Origin of the sequence: Pseudomonas taetrolens, assembly GCF_900475285.1 — a bacterium.
Classification (GTDB): Bacteria; Pseudomonadota; Gammaproteobacteria; order Pseudomonadales; family Pseudomonadaceae; genus Aquipseudomonas; species Aquipseudomonas taetrolens.
This window is the reverse complement of record NZ_LS483370.1, coordinates 1,281,545-1,300,770: the sequence shown is the minus strand read 5'-3', so window position 1 is coordinate 1,300,770 and position 19,226 is coordinate 1,281,545. Positions and strand designations below refer to the sequence as shown.

Annotated in this window: 16 protein-coding genes; 1 reads left to right on the top strand and 15 read right to left on the bottom strand. The window is 58.4% G+C overall.

Annotation, left to right across the window (positions count from 1 at the left end):
- The first annotated feature begins 103 nt into the window (after positions 1-103).
- Positions 104-1,168, top strand: coding sequence for an NAD(P)-dependent alcohol dehydrogenase (locus tag DQN55_RS06270; protein ID WP_048384108.1), 1,065 nt, complete (start codon positions 104-106; stop codon positions 1,166-1,168).
- A gap of 51 nt (positions 1,169-1,219) precedes the next feature.
- On the opposite strand, the gene DQN55_RS06265 is transcribed toward DQN55_RS06270, so the two are convergent.
- From DQN55_RS06265 to DQN55_RS06195, 15 genes are all read right to left on the bottom strand, one after another.
- Complete coding sequence (locus DQN55_RS06265; protein WP_048384110.1) at positions 1,220-2,005, bottom strand: IclR family transcriptional regulator; 786 nt, start codon at positions 2,003-2,005, stop codon at positions 1,220-1,222.
- 62 nt (positions 2,006-2,067) lie between these two features.
- On the bottom strand, positions 2,068-3,372 hold the full coding sequence (locus DQN55_RS06260; RefSeq protein ID WP_048384112.1) for an MFS transporter: 1,305 nt from the start codon (positions 3,370-3,372) through the stop codon (positions 2,068-2,070).
- A gap of 141 nt (positions 3,373-3,513) precedes the next feature.
- Positions 3,514-4,662 (bottom strand): galactonate dehydratase, encoded by a 1,149-nt coding sequence (gene dgoD, locus DQN55_RS06255; RefSeq protein WP_048384114.1) that lies wholly within the window; start codon positions 4,660-4,662, stop codon positions 3,514-3,516.
- Positions 4,663-4,702: 40 nt separating this feature from the next.
- The gene (locus tag DQN55_RS06250; RefSeq protein ID WP_048384116.1) at positions 4,703-5,332 is read right to left on the bottom strand and encodes a 2-dehydro-3-deoxy-6-phosphogalactonate aldolase; all 630 of its coding nucleotides are present in this window, start codon (positions 5,330-5,332) and stop codon (positions 4,703-4,705) included.
- Position 5,333: 1 nt separating this feature from the next.
- The gene (locus DQN55_RS06245) at positions 5,334-6,323 is read right to left on the bottom strand and encodes a 2-dehydro-3-deoxygalactonokinase (protein ID WP_048384118.1); all 990 of its coding nucleotides are present in this window, start codon (positions 6,321-6,323) and stop codon (positions 5,334-5,336) included.
- Positions 6,324-6,468: 145 nt separating this feature from the next.
- Positions 6,469-7,437 carry an L-arabinose ABC transporter permease AraH gene (araH, locus tag DQN55_RS06240; RefSeq protein WP_048384119.1) on the bottom strand — a complete coding sequence of 323 codons (969 nt, stop codon included), beginning with the start codon at positions 7,435-7,437 and terminating at the stop codon, positions 6,469-6,471.
- A gap of 20 nt (positions 7,438-7,457) precedes the next feature.
- The gene (gene araG, locus DQN55_RS06235) at positions 7,458-8,990 is read right to left on the bottom strand and encodes an L-arabinose ABC transporter ATP-binding protein AraG (RefSeq protein ID WP_048384121.1); all 1,533 of its coding nucleotides are present in this window, start codon (positions 8,988-8,990) and stop codon (positions 7,458-7,460) included.
- 49 nt (positions 8,991-9,039) lie between these two features.
- On the bottom strand, positions 9,040-10,044 hold the full coding sequence (locus tag DQN55_RS06230; protein ID WP_048384123.1) for a substrate-binding domain-containing protein: 1,005 nt from the start codon (positions 10,042-10,044) through the stop codon (positions 9,040-9,042).
- Between the two features lie 60 nt (positions 10,045-10,104).
- A complete protein-coding gene (locus DQN55_RS06225) occupies positions 10,105-10,923 on the bottom strand; it encodes an SDR family oxidoreductase (RefSeq protein WP_048384125.1) in 819 nt (272 codons plus the stop codon).
- 270 nt (positions 10,924-11,193) lie between these two features.
- The gene (locus DQN55_RS06220) at positions 11,194-12,069 is read right to left on the bottom strand and encodes an SMP-30/gluconolactonase/LRE family protein (protein WP_048384128.1); all 876 of its coding nucleotides are present in this window, start codon (positions 12,067-12,069) and stop codon (positions 11,194-11,196) included.
- Between the two features lie 84 nt (positions 12,070-12,153).
- Positions 12,154-12,717 (bottom strand): DUF1285 domain-containing protein, encoded by a 564-nt coding sequence (locus DQN55_RS06215; protein WP_048384130.1) that lies wholly within the window; start codon positions 12,715-12,717, stop codon positions 12,154-12,156.
- A 15-nt stretch (positions 12,718-12,732) separates the two neighbouring features.
- Positions 12,733-13,338 carry a DUF4823 domain-containing protein gene (locus DQN55_RS06210; protein ID WP_048384132.1) on the bottom strand — a complete coding sequence of 202 codons (606 nt, stop codon included), beginning with the start codon at positions 13,336-13,338 and terminating at the stop codon, positions 12,733-12,735.
- Positions 13,339-13,477: 139 nt separating this feature from the next.
- Positions 13,478-14,671: a hypothetical protein gene (locus DQN55_RS06205; RefSeq protein WP_231995657.1), complete on the bottom strand. Its 1,194-nt coding sequence runs from the start codon at positions 14,669-14,671 to the stop codon at positions 13,478-13,480.
- Between the two features lie 36 nt (positions 14,672-14,707).
- Entirely contained in the window at positions 14,708-15,898 is a 1,191-nt protein-coding gene (locus tag DQN55_RS06200) for a hypothetical protein (RefSeq protein ID WP_074702875.1), read from the bottom strand.
- On the bottom strand, positions 15,891-19,220 hold the full coding sequence (locus DQN55_RS06195; RefSeq protein WP_143028882.1) for a toxin VasX: 3,330 nt from the start codon (positions 19,218-19,220) through the stop codon (positions 15,891-15,893). Before DQN55_RS06195 ends, DQN55_RS06200 begins: the two co-directional genes overlap by 8 nt.
- Between the last annotated feature and the right edge of the window lie 6 nt (positions 19,221-19,226).

The window sequence follows — 19,226 nt, the reverse complement described above, 5'->3', positions numbered from 1 at the left end:
CGGACGAATAGGCATGACAAGCGGAGGAATCGTCATAGTTCTGCAAGACGCACGGGCGCAAACTCACACCCTTGTTCACAGTCAACGTTTCGCGAGGTTCTCCATGTCCACTGTCACCTACAACGCCATCGGCTATGCCGCTAAAACAACCTCCGCACCTCTGGCTCCGCTGCCGTTCAACCGCCGTGAACCGCGCCCGGATGACGTAGCCATCGAAGTGATGTACTGCGGCGTTTGCCACTCCGACATTCACCAGGTGAATAACGATTGGGGCTTCGCGGTTTACCCGGTTATGCCAGGCCACGAAATCGTCGGCAAGGTCACCGCGATCGGTAGTGATGTCACCCAGTACAAAGTCGGGGATCTGGTCGGGGTGGGCTGCATGGTCGATTCGTGCCGCGAATGCTCCGCCTGTAAAGAAGACCTGGAGCAATATTGCCTTGAGGGCTTCACCCAGACCTATGGCTCACCGGACCGTATCGATGGCACGACAACCATGGGCGGCTACTCGGACAGCATCGTCGTCCGCGAAGCCTTCGTCGTACGAATCCCGGAAAACCTCGACCCGGCCAGCGCTGCCCCGCTGCTGTGCGCAGGCATCACCACCTACTCGCCGCTGCAACACTACGGCGTTGAGCCTGGCGACAAGGTCGGGATTCTGGGCATGGGTGGCCTGGGCCACATGGGCATCAAATTTGCCAAGGCCATGGGCGCTGAAGTCACACTCTTCACCCGTTCCGAAGCCAAGGCTGCAGAAGCCCGCCGTCAGGGTGCCGACCACGTGATTGTCTCCACCGACGCCGAACAGATGAAAGCCGCAGCCGGTCATTTCGACTTCCTGCTGGACACCATCCCGGTCAAGCACGACCTGAACCCCTACCTCGAAACCCTGCGTTTTGATGGGGTGCACATTCTGGTGGGGCTGATCGAACCGATCGAACCTGCGCTGGATGCCTTCAACCTGGTGTTCAAACGCCGCGTACTGGCCGGTTCATTGATCGGCGGGATCGCAGAAACCCAGGAAATGCTCGATTTCAGCGCTGAACATGGCATTACGTGCGACATCGAAATGCTGGATATCAAAAACATCAATGAAGCGTTCGAGCGCGTGGTCAAAGGCGACGTGAAGTATCGCTTTGTGATCGACATGAAAACGTTGAAGGCCTAAACCCGAAGCACCCTCGCCCTCTCCTTCCGGGAGAGGACGCGGGCAAGGGAGTTAACCTCCCAGCTCTGCCGATAGTTGTCGTGCTGCGTGAGTGATGACCGGGATCAGGCCGGTCATTTTCTCGTGCGGCATGTACGGCACGGTGCTGGCGATGCTGATGGCCGCCACGATTGCATGGCTGGCATCACGTATCGGTGCAGCCACACAACGAATCGAGGGCTCGTTGTCTTCCAGGTCAAACGCATAGCCTCCCGCAACATAACTGCGCATCCGCTCCTCGAACTGCTCCCACGAGGCCTCCTCGTGATCCGGCCATAGCGGGTTCTTGCCGCCGACAGGCTGGCTGAGCTCGAACACCCGCCGCCATTCGGCCACGGGAGCGTCCAGCAGCATGGCCTTGCCGATACCCGTACGCGCAATGGGCATCCGGTGCCCCACCCGCGAACGCATCTCCGGACCATTGCGGCCCGGATTCTTGTGCAAGTACAGCACTTCGTCCCCTTCGCGCACCGCCAAATGAATGGTGTCGCCGGTCAACGCCGACAGTTCATCCAGGTACGGCTGTGCCAGGGTTACCAGCGGCAATTCCTCCCGGGCCTGAAACCCTAGCTCGATCAGCTTGGGGCCCAGCAAATACCCCACCTTGGGCAAGACCCGCAGATAACGTTCGTCCACCAGGCAACTGGCCAGTCGGTGCGTCGTGCTGCGCGTGGTCCCGATCACCCGGGCAATGTCCTTCAGATCCCGTGCGCCATTGGCCACCGCTTGCACCACAGCCAGCCCGCGGAGCAGGGTTTGAGTGCCGGTCGGTGCGATTTTCGTGGAGTCGTCCTGCATAGCCAGCCATTCCATTAAGGGTGAGAACCGGACGGCATTATGGTCGCCCGGGCAACCGACTTCTACAGTTCGATCCTCTCAACCTTGCCCACCAGCAAGATGTAAGACAGCGCCCCCAGCAGTGCCAGCACCGAAATATAGGTAATTGCCGGAGCAAACGAGTCACCCGTCGCCAGAAAACCGATCACGATTGGCGTGGCGATGGCGGACAGATTGCCGATGAAATTGAACACGCCTCCGGTCAGCCCCAGCAGTCGCGCCGGAGCCAGGGTCGACACCAGCGACCAGGTGATCGATGCCAGGCCGTTACCGAAAAACGCCAGCGCCAGAAACGCAATCACCAGCGGCGTCGATTCGACAAAGTTGGCGCCAATGATCGAGGTCGAAATCAGCAGCCCGCCAATGATCGGTAGCTTGCGGGCAAAACCCACCGAATAACCGCGGCGAATCAGCCAGTCGGAAAAGAACCCCGAACACAGCACACCGACAAACGCAGCCAGGAACGGCAGCGAAGCCAGCAATCCGGATTTGATGAAGTCCATGCCGCGGTATTTCACCAGGTAGGTCGGGAACCAGGTCAGGAAGAACCACAGCGTCGAGTTCAGGCAAAACTGGCCCAGGTAGATGCCCCACAACTTACGCTTGCTGAGCACGATACCGAGGTCGTACCAACTGAATGGCGCCTTGCGCTTAGCCGTTTGCGCCTGGATATCCACCAGCCCGCCGCCTTCGATAATCAGGTCGATCTCCGCCTGGTTGGCGCCTTTGAAATCACGCGGCTCGCGGTACACCGCGTACCAGATAACTGCCCAGATAATCCCGACCACACCGGTGCTGACAAACACCATGTGCCAACCCCATTGATGCTGCAGCCACGCCAGCACCGGGGTCAAAAACGCTAGCCCGACAAACTGCCCTGAGGTGTAAAAGCCAATGGCGGTGGCGCGTTCGCGCTCCGGAAACCAGGTGGTCACGACACGGCTGTTGATCGGGTATGCCGGGGCCTCCAGTGCGCCCACAGCCATGCGCAGTACAAACAGCGCGATAAAGCTGGCAGCGAAACCGAGCATCACCGTGGCCACCGACCACAGCAGCAACGCGACGCTGTAGAGAATCCGTGGCGGCACGCGGTCCACCAGCCAGCCGCCAGGGATTTGCATGGCAGCGTAGGTCCAGCCAAAGGCCGAGAAGATCAGCCCGACGTGAATCGGGTCAATTCCCAGGTCGCTGGTCAGCGCGGGGGCGGCAATCGACAGGTTGCTACGGTCCAGATAGTTGATCACCACGGTGATAAACAACAGAACCATAATGAAAAAACGCTTGCGGCTAGGCGCCACCAGTGACGCTTGCGCGACAGTGCTTGTCATGGGACATGCCTCATTTTTAGAGTTATTGAGGTCGTAAATGCAAACCCTGTAACCGCGATAAAGATCGCAGAGCCTTTGACAACAGGCCTGCTGCGCTGTCCATCGCAGCCTTCGGCAGCGGCTACAGGGTTTTAAGAGGTATTACCACTCGGCGAAGCTGCCGTCGGCATGGCGCCAGATTGGGTTGCGCCAGCGATGGCCGATCACAGCACGCTCCTGGACGTACTCTTCGTTGATTTCAATCCCCAGGCCCGGGCCGTTGGGGATTTTGACGAAGCCTTTGTCGTAGTCGAATACCGCAGGATCCTTGACGTAATCCAGCAGATCGTTGCTTTCGTTGTAATGGATGCCCAGGCTTTGCTCCTGGATGAAAGCGTTGTAGCACACCGCATCCAGCTGCAGGCACGCCGCCAGCGCGATCGGACCCAGCGGGCAATGCAGTGCCAGCGCTACGTCATAGGCCTCGGCCATGTTGGCGATCTTGCGGGTTTCGGTGATCCCGCCCGCATGGGAAGCATCGGGTTGAATGATGTCGACATACCCTTCGCTGAGCACACGCTTGAAGTCCCAGCGCGAGAACAGGCGCTCGCCCAGGGCAATCGGGGTACTGGTCAGCGGTGCCAGTTCCTTGAGCGCTTCGTAGTTTTCGCTGAGCACCGGCTCTTCAATGAACATCAGCTTGTAGGGGTCAAGCTCCTTCATCAGCACCTTGGCCATCGGTTTATGCACGCGACCATGGAAGTCCACGCCGATACCGACATTCGGCCCAACGGCATCGCGCACTGCCGCTACGTTGGCCAGTGCCAGGTCAACCTTTTCAAAACTGTCGACGAACTGCAGCTCTTCGGTGCCGTTCATTTTCACAGCGGTAAAGCCGCGGCTGACCGCTTCTTTGGCGGCGCGAGCGGTATCAGCCGGACGGTCGCCACCGATCCACGAATACACGCGAATCTTGTCACGCACCTGGCCACCCAGCAGGTCACTGACCGAGACGCCCAGCGCCTTGCCCTTGATGTCCCACAGCGCCTGGTCGATGCCGGCCAGCGCACTCATGTGCACCGCGCCGCCACGGTAAAAACCGCCGCGATACAGCACGGTCCAGATGTCTTCGATATTGCGCGGGTCCTTGCCGATCAGGTAATCGGACAGTTCCTCAACGGCGGCCGCCACGGTATGCGCCCGGCCTTCGACCACAGGCTCGCCCCAGCCGGTAACGCCTTCGTCGGTTTCAACTTTCAGGAACAACCAGCGCGGCGGGACCAGGTACGTTGTCAGCTTGGTAATTTTCATCTTTTTGTCTCTCTTGTTCGATGGGGCGCGAAAGCGCCGGTCAGTCAGCCTGACGCCGTGCGTTCCAGGCCTGCATATACGCCTTGGCGCGAACAGCCACTTCGGCAGGGCTCAGGCCCGGTTTGAACAGCCCGGAGCCCAGGCCAAAACCGGAGACACCGGCATCCAGAAATACCTGCATGTTGTCCGGGGTAATCCCGCCGACGGGGATCAACCGGGTGCCGGCGGGCAGTACGGCCAACCAGGCCTTGACCACGGCCGGGCCCATTTGCTCGGCCGGGAACATTTTCAGCACATCGGCGCCTTCGGCCAGCGCGGCAAACGCTTCGGTCGGCGTCGCAACCCCGGGTGACAGGTACAAACCGGCGGCCTTGGCTGCGCGCAGGACTTTCGGGTCGCTGTGGGGCATCACAATCACTTGCCCGCCGGCGGCCTTGACCTGCTCGACCTGCTCCGGGGTCAGGACCGTGCCGGCACCGACCAGGCAGTCGGCGGGCAAGGTACTGCGCAGAATACGGATGCTTTCATAAGGCTCGGGGGAATTGAGGGGGACTTCGAGGGTGCGGAATCCCTCGTCATACAACACCTTGCCGATGGCCTGCGCTTCTTGCGGACGCAAACCGCGAAGGATGGCGATCAATCCGTTTTTTGCCAGAGCTTGCTTGAGCATCTCAGCCCTCCTGATGAGTGTGTTGAAGTAACCCGGCCGCTTGGGCCAGGTGCCATAAACCCTGTTCGGTTGCCTGTTCTGCCAGGCTCACCTGGGTGAACCCGCAGACGTCCAGCGCCCGTTGGTAGCGTTCACACAGTTGGGAAGTGCCGATCAGAATGATCGCGGGTAGCGGTTGCTCGCCCCGACGCTGACGCAGGGCATGACTCAGCGCCGACAGCTCATGACCGATCAGCAGCCCGGACACATAATCAGGTTGCTGGGTGGCACTCAGTTGGCCGGTCAGGCCCAGCGTGCGCGCACTGAACAGGGTCGACAGCGGCCCGAGCTGACCATCGGCCGACAACGCCACGTGCACGCCCCGCTCGAAGGCGGCGAGGTCAAACTGCGGGGATGCTTGCTGGGTACGCCCCAGGATGGTGTGCTCACAGACGGCAGCGAACAGCTCGCCGGTCATGAAGGTGTCGAAATGCACCAGGCACCCCGCTTGCACCTGCACCCATTTGGAATGGCTGCCAGGAAGACCGATCAAACAGTCGTTCAGATGGGCATGACTGTGCAAGACCCCCAGGACCTGGGTTTCTTCGCCGCGCATTACATTGGGTAAGGTTGAACGCTCGATGACGCCGGGAACGATGTGAACATCCACTCCCCGCACACTGCGCACGATCTGCAAGGCGGTGCTCAAGGCCGGCAGGCTGGCCGGGGTTTCACGATAAGGCGCTTCACGCCAGCCCTGAGCGCTGCCAACCATGCCACAGGCAATCACCGGGATGGCAGGGTTGGCATCCAGCCAGTCGCCACAGGCGTCGTCAAACGCGAGTTCAAAGCCGTCAGTACACCACTGGCCTGCGACCCGCCGAGGGTTGCTCGGCAACTGCATGATCCCGCAAGCCAGCGAGCGCCTGTTCAGCACCTGCCCAGCGGGACCGAGTAAATAAGCACGAAGGGAGGTTGTCCCCCAATCGAGCGCGATCAATTGCGCCTGCATCGCTTCACCTGTTTTGTTTTTAGCAGTGAATGCCGTGAATCAGTGCAGGCGACTATAAACCTTCGCAGCGTTAAATCTCAATATATAAATTGCAGTCTCATATATAGGGATATATTAATATCACATATCCTGTAGGCGCGAGCTGTCAGCGTTGTTTCAAGCGATCGATCACCACCGCCAGCAACAGGATCGAGCCACGGATCACGTACTGGTAGAAGGTGTCGATGTTCTTCAGGTTCATCGCGTTTTCGATGATGGCCAGAATCAACACGCCGGCGATCACATGGCGAATCATCCCGACGCCACCGCTCAGCGACACACCGCCCAGCACACAGGCCGAAATCACTGTCAGCTCAAAGCCCTGGCCGATCATCGGCTGGCCTGACGTCATCCGCGAGGCCAGGATCACCCCGGCCAACGCCCCGATCAGCCCGTGGACGGCGAAGATGATGATCTTGGTCCGGTCCACATTCACTCCGGCCAGCAATGCCGCTTCCGGGTTGCCACCGATGGCCATGGTATTGCGCCCGTAGGTGGTGTAATTGAGCAGCCAGCCAAAGAACAGAAAGCAGACGATGGTGATCAGAATCGGCACCGGCACCCCGAACAACTGGCCGTTGCCGAACACAAAGAACGATTCCTGGGACACCCCTACCGCTTTGCCATTGGCGAATATGTACGCCAGCCCCCGCACGATCTGCATGGTCGCCAGCGTGGTGATCAACGCGTTGACCCGCAATTTGGCGATCACGATGCCATTGATCAACCCGACGATCAGCCCCATGCCCAATGCTGCACTGACACCCAGAAACACGCTGTCGGTGTCACGCATGACCACCGCCGCCACCACCCCCGAACAGGCAATCACAGAGCCCACCGACAGATCGAAATGCCCGGATGCCAGGCAATACAGCATGGTGCAGGCGGCAATCCCGGTAGTGGAAATCGCCAGGCCAAGGCCCCGCATGTTCAGCGGCGAGAGGAAGTTATCGATCAGCAAGGTGCAGAGCAGGAATATTGCCAGCGCCGCCAGCAGCATCACCCAGTCGTCCAGAAAACGCCGCAGGTCGAGAGGTTTGCGCGATGCGGGCAGTGTCGTGTTTTGCGTAGTCATGTTAATCCCTCGGATTGACGTCAGCCGCGCTGGCGTGGCAACGCCATTTGCAACAGATTGGATTCATTGGCCTGGTCGCGAGACAGCTCGCCACACACCGCGCCTTCGCACAGCACCAGCATGCGATCGCAAATACCGATCACCTCCATCAGGTCACTGGACACCACGATCACCGCAATGCCGCTGGCCGCCAGGTTGTGGATGATCTGGTAGATCTCGGCCTTGGCCCCGATATCAATGCCCCGGGTCGGCTCGTCGAGCAGCAATACTTTCATGGGCATCGACAGCCAGCGTCCGAGAATGGCTTTCTGCTGATTGCCGCCGGACAGGTACATGATTTTCTGTGCAGCACTCGGGGTCTTCACGTTCAGCGCCCGGATCTGCTGCGCGGCGTTGTCGCGCTCCCACACCCCGCGCAACAGGCAGCCCAGCGTCGAATGAGCGCCACGGGCGCTGATGTTGATGTTTTCGGCGACGCTGGAGAGCGGCATGATGCCTTCTTTTTTGCGGTCTTCAGGACACAGCAATACCCCGGCTGCAATCGCATCCCGTGGCGAACGCAGTTTGAGTTCGACACCTTGCAATTCAAGGCTCCCCGCACTCTGCCGTGCCAACCCGCCGAGTAACCGCAACAGCTCTGTGCGCCCGGCTCCCACCAGCCCGAACAGCCCCAGGATCTCGCCCTTGTGCACCTCGAAACTTACCGGTTCGCGCAGCCCAGGCCCCAGCAGACCGGTTACTTTCAACGCCACCTCGCCGCGCTCTCGGGCGCGGTAATCGTAGATATCCTGAATATCGCGGCCGACCATGCAGGTCACCAACTGGTCATGGGTCAGCTCGCTCATCTGCTCGAAAGTACGCACGTAGCGGCCGTCCTTGAATACCGTCACCGCATCGCAAATCCGAAACACTTCTTCCATGCGATGAGAGACATACAGCACCACCTTCCCCTCATCCCGAAGGCGGCCAATGATCGCCATCAGCCGGTCAATTTCCCGGGCCGACAAGCTGCTGGTAGGTTCATCAAACGCAATCACATGAGCGCCACGGGACAGTGCCTTGGCGATCTCCACCAATTGCCGTTGACCGAGGGATAAACGCGCGACCTTTTCCTGCGGGTCAATTTCGTCGGCCAATCCCTTGAGCAATGCCAGCGCCCGATGGCGCAACTCACCGCGCCTGATCAGCCCGAAGCGTGCGGGTAAATGCCCGAGAAACAGATTCTCGGCCACGGTCATTTCCGGCACCAGATGCAGCTCCTGATGGATGACCGCGACCCGATTGGCAATGCTCTCGGCCGTAGACTTGAAGGTCAACGACTGTTCGCCAATCTGCAAATGACCGCTACTGGGGACGTACGCGCCCCCGAGAATTTTCAAAAGTGTGGATTTGCCCGCGCCGTTTTCGCCCATGAGCGCATGCACCTGCCCCGGATGAGCGACAAAGCTGATATTGGCCAGCGCCTGCACTCCGGGGAAGCTTTTGCCAATGCCATTGAAGCGCAGGCTGGCGCCCGCGCGGACAGGTTCTTGCCTGACTGTTTGCTGCTGCATAGCCACCTCGATCCTGACTGTGAACACCTGTCGCGTTAGTAAAAACGGCTCAGTTCCACAGCCCGATTTTGGTCAGCTCTTCCTGGAAGTTGTCACGGGTGATCAGGGTTACATCATCCATGGCGGTGTACTTGGCTGGCTCCTTGCCCGTGGTAATCCACTCAAACATCATGCTCGCGGTGTTATAGCCCTCGATATGCGGGCTTGGCAGCATCGAACCGAAAAAGCCGCTGTTGGCTTTTTTCAACTCGCCGATCGCGTCCGTCCCATTGATCCCGATACCGATCACGTTGGCCGCCGCGAAACCGGCACTTTCAGTGGCGCGCACACCTCCGAGCACGGTGTTGTCATTCATCCCGCCGATGATCAGGTTTTTCGCTTCGCCGGGCAGCTTGACCAACGCCGAATTGGTGGCGTCCATGCTGCCGGGAACATCGAGGGTCTTGAGCGCGGAGAATAAAATGTGATTCTCCGGCAAGCCTGCATCTTTCAAGGATTTGACCGAGCCGTCGGTGCGCTTCTTACCAGTGTCCAGTTCGTTATAGGTATTGATGAGCGCGTAGGTGTCCTTCCAGTCCCAACCGCGCTTTTTGGCCTCGTCGACCATCGCATTGCCCTGCTTCTGGCCGACTTCGAACGCTGCCATGCCCAGATAAGGCACGTCTTCCATGAACTGGCCCTTGGCATCGACAAAGCGGTCATCCACCGCAATCACCTTCAAACCGTTGAGCTTGGCCTTGGCCATGATCGCAGGCCCGAGTGCCACATCCGGCGGGCAAATGACAAATCCCTGAGCACCGTTGGCCGCCAGGCTGTCAATGGCCGACAGGGTCTTCTCGCCGTCCGGTACGGCAATTTTAATCAGCTCAAACCCTTTGTCTTTTGCCGCTTTCTCCGCAAAGGCCCATTCAGTCTGGAACCAGGGCTCTTCCGCCTGCTTGACCAGAAAGCCGATTTTCACCGGATCGGCAGCCAGCAACGCACTGCTCAGGCTGACGGCGGTCACGGCCAATGCCGCACAACACAGGGAACGAATAGCAGAACGACGTTTCATGACAACTCCTTCTTATTATTGTTAAACGTGTTTGAAGCCTGTGAGGGGGGAAAACGGTGGTCAATCGTGGTACAGCACCGAGCGGCCGCCATCGATGGTGATGCAGGATGCATTGATAAAAGGCGCTTCATCGCTGGCAAGGAACACCGCGGTCATGGCGACTTCCATGGGCTGGCCGATGCGTCGTGGCGGATGCAGATCGAGTGCACGCTGCCGTTCGGCATGAGGGTCGGCAAAACCGTTCCAGTAGTCGACGTTCAGTTGCGTCTCGATGTAGCCCGGCGCGATGGCGTTGACCCGGATACCTTTGGGCGCATATTCGATACCCAGGGCACGGGTCAGGCCCAGCAGACCATGCTTGGCCACCGGGTACGGGAAACAACCGGGAATGATGTGAGTCGAATGGGTCGAAGCAATGTTGATAATGCTGCCGATGCCTTGCGCAATCATCTGCGGCAGGACCGCCTTGCAGCCATACCAGGCACCGTCCAGGTCGATGGCAAAACAACGGCGCCAGTCTTCCTCGGTCATCTCCAGCGGATCACGGAACACATTGACCCCGGCGCAGTTGACCAGCACATCGACCCGACCGTGAAGCTCCAGCGCCAGCTCGACCATTGCATTGAGGTCGGACTGACGGGACACGTCGGCTTTGACCGCCTGCACCTCGCCCCCTTGTGCACGCCAATGAGCGGCAACCTGCTCGACCTTCTCTGCCTGAATATCACTGATGACCATTTTCGCCTCCTGCGACACGAAACTGGCGACGATGGCTTCGCCAATCCCTTGGGCCGCCCCCGTCAGCAAAACCACTTTGTTTTTCAGACGCTCGCCACGGGGAGGCTCCGCCACCGCCGGCAGGGAAAGAGGTTCAGCCATGAATAAAGACTCCTGAGGGAAGGCACGACGAAAACCGGGCATCTGTCGATGACCGGTTGATAAACGGGGAGAATCGGGGTGTCAGGCAAGCCAGCGCATGGCCTGGAACGTGACAGACAGGATCACCTGTGCGCAGGAGCACCCTGGGATAGTTCGGCATCACTTCACCTGTTTTATTTTTTTAAGTGTGAGTGCATGGAGCTGTGGCCGACTATAAACCCGGGCGCGGCATAATCTCAATATATAATTTTTAGTCCCACATCATGGGATTCACCCTGCAAAACGGGTGCACGGAGTACCGGGTAGATCAACCCGAATCGACAGCACGGCCCCATCCAGAGGCCCGTTGGCAGGGCTCGCGGCGCTGGTGATATACAGCGTGCGCAAATCGTCACCACCAAACACACAACTGGTGGGGCGGCTGACAGGCAACTCGATTACACGATCAACCTGACCATCGGGGGCCAGACGCAGCAGACAGCTGCCGTCCCAGCGGGCATTCCAGACATACCCCTGAACATCCATCGCAGAACCGTCGGGACCACCCCGCGGATGTGGACCGCGCCAGACTTCAGGCGCGCTCAGATAACCGTCAGTCATGAGCGCATATTGATAAATGGTGGCGTCCAGGCTATCGGCAAAATACAAAGTGTCGCCGTCTGCACTCCACACCAGCGTATTGGGAATGCCCAGGCCATTGAGCAACGGCGTAACCTGCCCGTCGGCCCCGACTCGAAACAGCCCACCGCTGCGCCGCCCAATCGGCAGCTCCTGGCCCTGTTCGCCAATGTTGTTCTGCATGGTGCCTATCCAGAGTTGCCCCTGGGCATCACACCGGGCCTCATTGGGCCGATTGCCCGGCTGCGGATCGACCTGGCACAACAAACTCAGGCGCGGCGCATGACCCGCAGACTTTAGATCAAGCCGATACACGCCGCTGCTTAAGGTCACCAACGCGTCGCCGCTGACACAGGGAATAAAGGCCGACACATGCTCCGGCATCTGCCAGCTCTCAACGGTATCTCCCATCAGGCGCAGCGCTTGCTTGCCCGCGATATCAACCCAGTACAGGGCCTGCCGGGGTCCATCCCAGAATGGCCCCTCACCGAGTCGGGCACGATGTTGGGTAACGGCTGTCCACGCCATGAGCGCTCCTGATTTTTATTGTAGGGAGACATATTGTGTGTTCGACACGGGCAAAGCCCTGGCAGGCCCTACCGGGGTGGTCGCTTACGGTTCAAGCCCGATCGGGAAGAACACGCCGCTGCTCCAGACGCCTAACCAGCGCTGCCCGTCGATTTCCCGAGTCACGGCCAGTTCGACCAATTGGTAGAAGACGTTACGATGAATCAGGGCTTCGAGGTTGCGTCGTACATGAACGTAAGGCGCAGGTTCCTGGGTCACGGGATCGATCACGATCCGCAGCGGGTGCTCGCTGCCCGCGATGAGTTGCTCATCCACGTTGGTGGTGAAACGCAGGACTTGTTGCTCATCGGCCCCTTCAACCTCAACGGCAATCGCGACAAAAGGCGCGTCATCGACTTTGATCCCGACCTTCTCCACCGGCGTGATCAGAAAGTAATCATCGCCATCACGCCGAATGATGGTCGAGAACAGCTTGACCATGGGCTTGCGGCCAATCGGCGTACCCATGTAGTACCAGGTGCCATCACGGGCGATGCGCATGTCAATGTCACCGCAAAACGCCGTGTCCCACAAATGAACAGGCGGCAAGCCCTTATCGGCCTTGGGGATTTGCGCCAACAGGCTACTGACGTCCACCGGCTCACTCATGCTGTTCTCCTCGACTTATTGATCGCTCAAGCCTATCAAGCTGCGCGCGTACTTAGCCAGCGGCGGGCCGATCAGGTCAGCCGGCCTGTTGTCATGGAACGTCAGCAAACCGCCGCGACTGCGAAGGGTGGCGGTATCGATCAGGTACTGGGTGCTGGTTTCGATCAACATCACCTGGATCACCCCGCTGTCGACCCCCAGGCGGCTGTTCTCTTCCTGATCGAGCCATTCGTCGCTGTTGCCGATACGGTCATCGGCCCGGGCAAAACGCGTGTACAGCAAGTAATGGGCGCCAAAGCTACGGGCCTCGGCCATGGCATGATCCAGCCCCAACGGCGCCTTGGCACGACGCACCATCGGGAAGTATTCGATAAAGCTATTGTAGGCTTCTTCGGCCACCACATTGGGGGGCATGTAGGGATCGCCGACCGGAGCAAAGGCCCCCTGGGCAATATAGACAAAGGAATCCGCCTGGATCCTCAGTGAGTTGCTGCGCCGCGTGTTGCTGTGGTCCAACAGGCCTGCGTCACTCAACTGATCACGCGCGCCCTCCCCCAGATCACTGACTTTCATACAGCCACCCAGCGCCAACAAAGCCAGCATTACAATCAGACCACGCATCCCGCTCTCCCGATGGCCGGCGACAGAAAACCGGCGAATAGTCGCGTAATGCAGATTGCGCGCCAGAATGGCAAATCACGTTTGAGCGCTTTCACCTCAGATCGTGACCACTCGTTACCCGACTGACGGGATCAAGCTCTCAATGCAAACCCGCCTCTTTGCAGGCCGCCGAAAAAGCCGCGCCCTGTTTATCCATGGCGAAACGGACCTGTTGATTGGCTTTTTGCAGGGCCGGGCTGGGGGGCACCCATTGCTCGGGAGGCAGGGGTTCGGACCAGCGTTGCACTTGATCCGGAAACGTCGGGCGCCCCTTACGATGACCCCACTCAGCCAGCAGGTACGGCATTTTCCAGAAGCTCAGGACGCGACGCACATACCACCAGCGCAATGGCCAGGGGGTTCGTTTGGAGTAACCATACCTTTCGCGTTCTTCCGCGCTTAAATGACCACCAGCATCATCCAGGCGCCCCATAAAGCGCGCACCAAGGCGTTCAATCTCAAAAGTATGCAGTCCCTCGTACGGTTTCAGTTCATCCTCCGTGAACACAACCCCCAATGCGCTAAGCCATGGATCTGGCGCATCCACCAGCACCCCTTCTTCCATATAATTGCGAATGGCCGTCCACAACCCCAAGGCATGGGCGTCGCTGAACTGCGGGATAAGGACAAATTGCACCCGGTCCTGCGCTTCGTCCTCCAGCCCCATGCCAAAACAATACTGGCGGGTCGCCCCATAGGGCGTGACCGATTGGTTGTTGGACACCCAGGCCACCACCCGCTCCCAGGGCACGATCAACACCCGATGAGTCGTGCTGTCGACATAACACACTTCGCGCCGCTGACGGTTGAAACGCACGGGGTAGGTTTTGGCTTGTTTGTAGACATCGGAAACCATGCCCTGGATGAAAATCCCCACCATCAGCACGCCTCCAGGCACGCCATAATATGCACTGGCCTGAAGCGCAAGCTTCATGGACGTCGCAATATCCTGCTCAAAGTCGGGGTTAGGGAATAACGTAAAAAACACACCGACAATGAGCGGAAGACCAACAATAAAACCTATAAACATCCAGACCAAAGCCGCCAACCACTTGCCTTCCTCAACCATCCCCCGGTTACTGCCACCCAACTCCAAATACACTTCGTTCATCTGCGAGAAGTTTTGGCGGCCTATCGGCACCTGCCCGGTGTACACCGGCAAGGGCGCCAGGAACAGGGTTTCACTCGAACCCTGAGTTCGGATTTCACCGGCCCTGGGCGACTGGTTATCCCGGTCGAAAGGGGGTTCATCGGTAGTCGCTTTACGCTTAAACCACTGTTTAAACATAGGCATCCCCCCTTCCATTGCCTGTCATCGCTTTCAGGGCTCTCAATGCAAACCCGCCTCTTTGCAGGCCGCCGAAAAAGCTGCGCCCTGTTTATCCATGGCGAAACGAACCTGTTGATTGGCTTTTTGCAGGGCCGGGCTGGGGGGCACCCATTGCTCGGGAGGCAGGGGTTCGGACCAGCGTTGCACTTGATCCGGAAACGCCGGGCGCCCCTTGCGATGCCCCCATTCAGCCAGCAGGTACGGCATTTTCCAGAAACTCAGGACGCGACGCACATACCACCAGCGCAATGGCCAGGGGGTTCGTTTGGAGTAACCATACCTTTCGCGTTCTTCCGCGCTTAAATGACCACCAGCATCATCCAGGCGCCCCATAAAGCGCGCATCAAGACGTTCAATCTCAAAAGTATGCAGTCCCTCGTACGGTTTCAGTTCATCCTCCGTGAACACGACCCCCAATGCGCTAAGCCATGGATCTGGCGCATCCACCAGCACCCCTTCTTCCATATAATTGCGAATGGCTGTCCACAACCCCAAGGCATGGGCGTCGCTGAACTGCGGGATAAGGACAAATTGCACCCGGTCCTGCGCTTCGTCCTCCAGCCCCATGCCAAAACAATACTGGCGGGTCGCCCCATAGGGCGTGACCGATTGGCTGTTGGACACCCAGGCCACCACCCGCTCCCAGGGCACGATCAATACCCGATGAGTCGTGCTGTCGACATAACACACTTCGCGCCGTTGACGGTTGAAACGCACGGGGTAGGTTTTGGCCTGTTTGTAGACATCGGAAACCATGCCGTACAAAAATGCGCCTAATGTGATCACCCCTCCAGGGATGCCATACAGTAGACCTACCTGAAAGACGAGCATCATGGCTAAGCCTATGTCCTGTTCGAAATCCTCATTCCCAAATAACGCCAGATAAACGCCCAAGAATATCGGAACGCCAAAGATAAGCATGATCAACAACCAAATCATGAACGCCAACATCTTTCCCGCTTCAACCATCCCCCGGTTACTGCCACCCAACTCCAAATACACTTCGTTCATCTGCGAGAAGTTTCGGCGGCCTATCGGCACCTGCCCGGTGTACACCGGCAAGGGCGCCAGGAACAGGGTTTCACTAGAACCCTGAGTTCGGATTTCACCGGCCCTGGGCGGCTGGTTATCCCGGTCGAAAGCCGGCGCCTGTTCATTGCTTTTTTTACCGTTTAGCCAGCGACTAATCATCCGCACGCCCCAACTCATCACGGTGAATCAACCAGGGTTTTGCGGCTTCAAGTGTCGCGGGCAATGCCTCTACCGGCTTGAGCTTGAACGTTCCTTGTAACGGAATACGGTAACCCCGTGCGTCATAGCTATGCAGGTCTTGCACGAGAAAACAGGTGCGGTGAATCAATTCACGCTCGGCCTCCAGTTGATAGCCAATACTCAAGGCCAACGTGAAGTCCGACGCTTGCAACGCTTGGGAGACGGGAAAATGCAGGACCAAGGCTTCATCGTCTTGACTGGCCACTTGGGCCGTACCGGCCCACGCCGCACTGCGTTCGTGCCACCGGGTGGGATGCCGCGGATTGAAACCGGAGGCGGACGGGGCGTCTCGCTGGCATTGATAGGCCAGCAACTGCAGCTGGCGGCTGTCCAGTTCTCGCGTGCGAATGCCCGGCAACACAAAACGCAGGTAAGTGCCCTTGGCATTGCGCACAAATGCGCCGTAGGGCTGTTGAACCGCGCGGGCCAGGGCGCTCCAGTCATCTTGCAGGGTACGCTGCAGGTTACCGGTGCCCCAGGCACTGTCTTCAAGCCATTTTTGCATCGCATCGCGATGAACATAGTTGTACAGGGCTTCGCCTGCTAACTGTAGCGCCGTGCCAATCAGCCCTACCACATTGGCCCTCACTGCAATGCTCAACAACCTCGGACTGGCTTGCGCCCAAGCCAGCGCGCGCAACTCAGACGGGGTAACCATCATCTGCTGTACAATCGAAGAGGTATGGCGAAGCGCCCATACATTCGTGCCCAACAATATGCCATCCCCAGTAAGTTGCATCGTCGTGGCCGCCAGCGCTTTACGATTGCCTGAAGCCAGTGCTTCGCCCCATTGCTGCGTATGTTTACTGAGATCGAATAAGGCACTCACAGCCCCAAACAAAAATGCACCAAGCCCTGAAAAACCTACCCATCGACCTAAACGGCTCATTGCGTTGAGCTTGCCTGCCACACTCTCCATCCGCTGGATCTGCGCTTGAAAAACCGTTACCGACACCCCTTGTACCGCAGCCAAGCTGACCGCGGCGAGTCCAACAATGGCCTCAAAAAAGGGTAAAGCGCTTGCCATCGACTTATCTTTCTGCGCTTTGAGTTCCACCAGCGTTTCTATGAATTTATGTCCCTGTAACACCACCAGTGTCAGTGCAAGCAAGTCGCCCTTTGAACTCAATACACTGCGTACAGGCGCGGTAAAGGTCCCGTTGGCGTGGAAGTCACGCACGCTGCGGTTCAGCTCCTCTCGCAGTTGCGGGCTCCAGCCATCGACGACAGTACCGATTTGACCCGGACTGCCGCTGCCGACGCTCAAGCTCAGAACCAGCCGGTCTTCAAGCGGCGCCAGCGCGGCCTGTAATTCAGTAATGGCACGGTTGTAGGGGGCTTCACTGCCTGCCGGCTCAAGGCCGTGCAGCTGACGGCTTAGGGACCTTTTCCGCTCCTGGTACAGGGATTTAAGTTGAGCGCGGTGACTTATCGCCGTGTCCCGTGTCTGGTTATACACCTGGATTTCAGCAGGTGTTGCACCCCTGACACTCAAGCCATTGAGGGCAAAATCTCTCAGCAACTGTATGCGTACAGCCCTACCAGCCTTACGAATAAACTCATTAGGATCTATATGCTGACTGAGTTGAAACGCTCTGTGCACTCTATCCAGCTCATCCGCCATACTTAGCTGCTTGGCCGGGCTATACGCCCCGTCAAGCATGCTTTGCAGCCCCTGAAATCGCGTATGCAGGGCGGCATAGTTAGGCAGGCGTTCGGCCATCAGGCTATTGAACTGATTGGACAGCACGGTGGCATTATTCAGGCTGTCCCCCGCCTCCAGTACATTGATTGAGAAGTTGCTCAGGTCCGCCAGTTTTTTAGCGATGTCGACTTGATCCTTCTGGTGCAGGGAGTCCAGCCCCGGGATCAGGGTCAGCAGGTTTTGTTCCAGGTAGGCTGCCAGTTTTTCTGCTGACTCGCGATTGCCGCACAAGGCCGCCACACACACGAACTCCGTTTCGAGTCGATGCCTGATTTGCGCGTCCTGCTCAAAATCGTAGTACCAGGCAGCCCGATGAAAATAGCCGCCTATGATCATCTGCAATCGATCTTCGCGGACCCTTTCAAGGCGGGCGTGCCAGTGCCTCAACAACGCCTGTTCGCGAGCGACAAAGTCTTGCATGGGGAGACGGTAGGTCAGGTCATCGATTCCGGGCTGCCCCACTGACGCTCCTTCCAATGCATCCCAGGACTCATCGGCAAAGCTGAAGATTGCGTTCTCATGACGAGACCACAGCACAGGCCCCAACAAGTCTTGCATCGCAAGCCAGGCGCAGTCATAGCGGGTTTTGTGTACCAGCGCGCGGATGATCTTCTCCGGTGCGCGAATCACCGGTCCCTGATGATCGCGCATTGCTTTCAAGTAGTCATAGATCGCCGCTTGTTGCTCTGGCGTGGTCTCATCCATCAGTGCTTTGACGGCGGGATCGACTGCGCTGCGCTCGCTGAGCCGTGACGCATTTACGTCATACAACGACTGGATGTAACTCCCGGTGAGGTATTTGCGCTGGGCCTGCTCATCCGCACTCCAGTGTTCAATCCACTCGCCGATTTTCAGCTGTTCATTCGCCAGATCGCGCATCACGCCAAAATCATCGCGCAACACCAAAAAAAGAAAATCGTTCTTGTACGGCCCCAGCACCTGGCTGGTCAGGGTTTGAATCCCGGTGTCATAAAACAGCTGCTCGGCTTCCCAACTGTACGGCTGCCCTTCTTCTGCATTGGCCCCCTCGGGCAATACCGGTGCGGGCCCGGTGGTTGAAGTGCTCTCGGCAACCTCAGCCAACCACTGTTCGGCCTGTGCCTGGCTCAACAGATGGCGCCCGCCCTTCGAAGAACAGGCGGTAGCCGGTTCGATCCGCTGCATCAACCGCTCGCGCTCGGCCTTGTCCTTCAAGACCTGCGAGCACTTGAAGGCAGTCCACTGGATTTCCGAGTAGCAGGCATGCAAGGTGTTTTGCCGCTTGAACACCAGATACGGTTCACCGACTGACGCAGTGCGTACGTCGGCAGCCACTTCGTGGTCTTTCCACAGCAACTTGGTGATCTGGCCCTTTTCTATCTGGTACTCGTGCAGATAGCCACTGGCGCTGTCGATGATGTACAGATAGCCATCGCGCAACAGCCGAACACCCAAGGGATGACTATTCAACTTCAGCGGGATTTCCAGGGCTGAAGAAGGATCAAGTCGTTCGACCAGGCCGTAACGCAGAGGTAACAACTGCACTGTGCTGTTCATCAACTC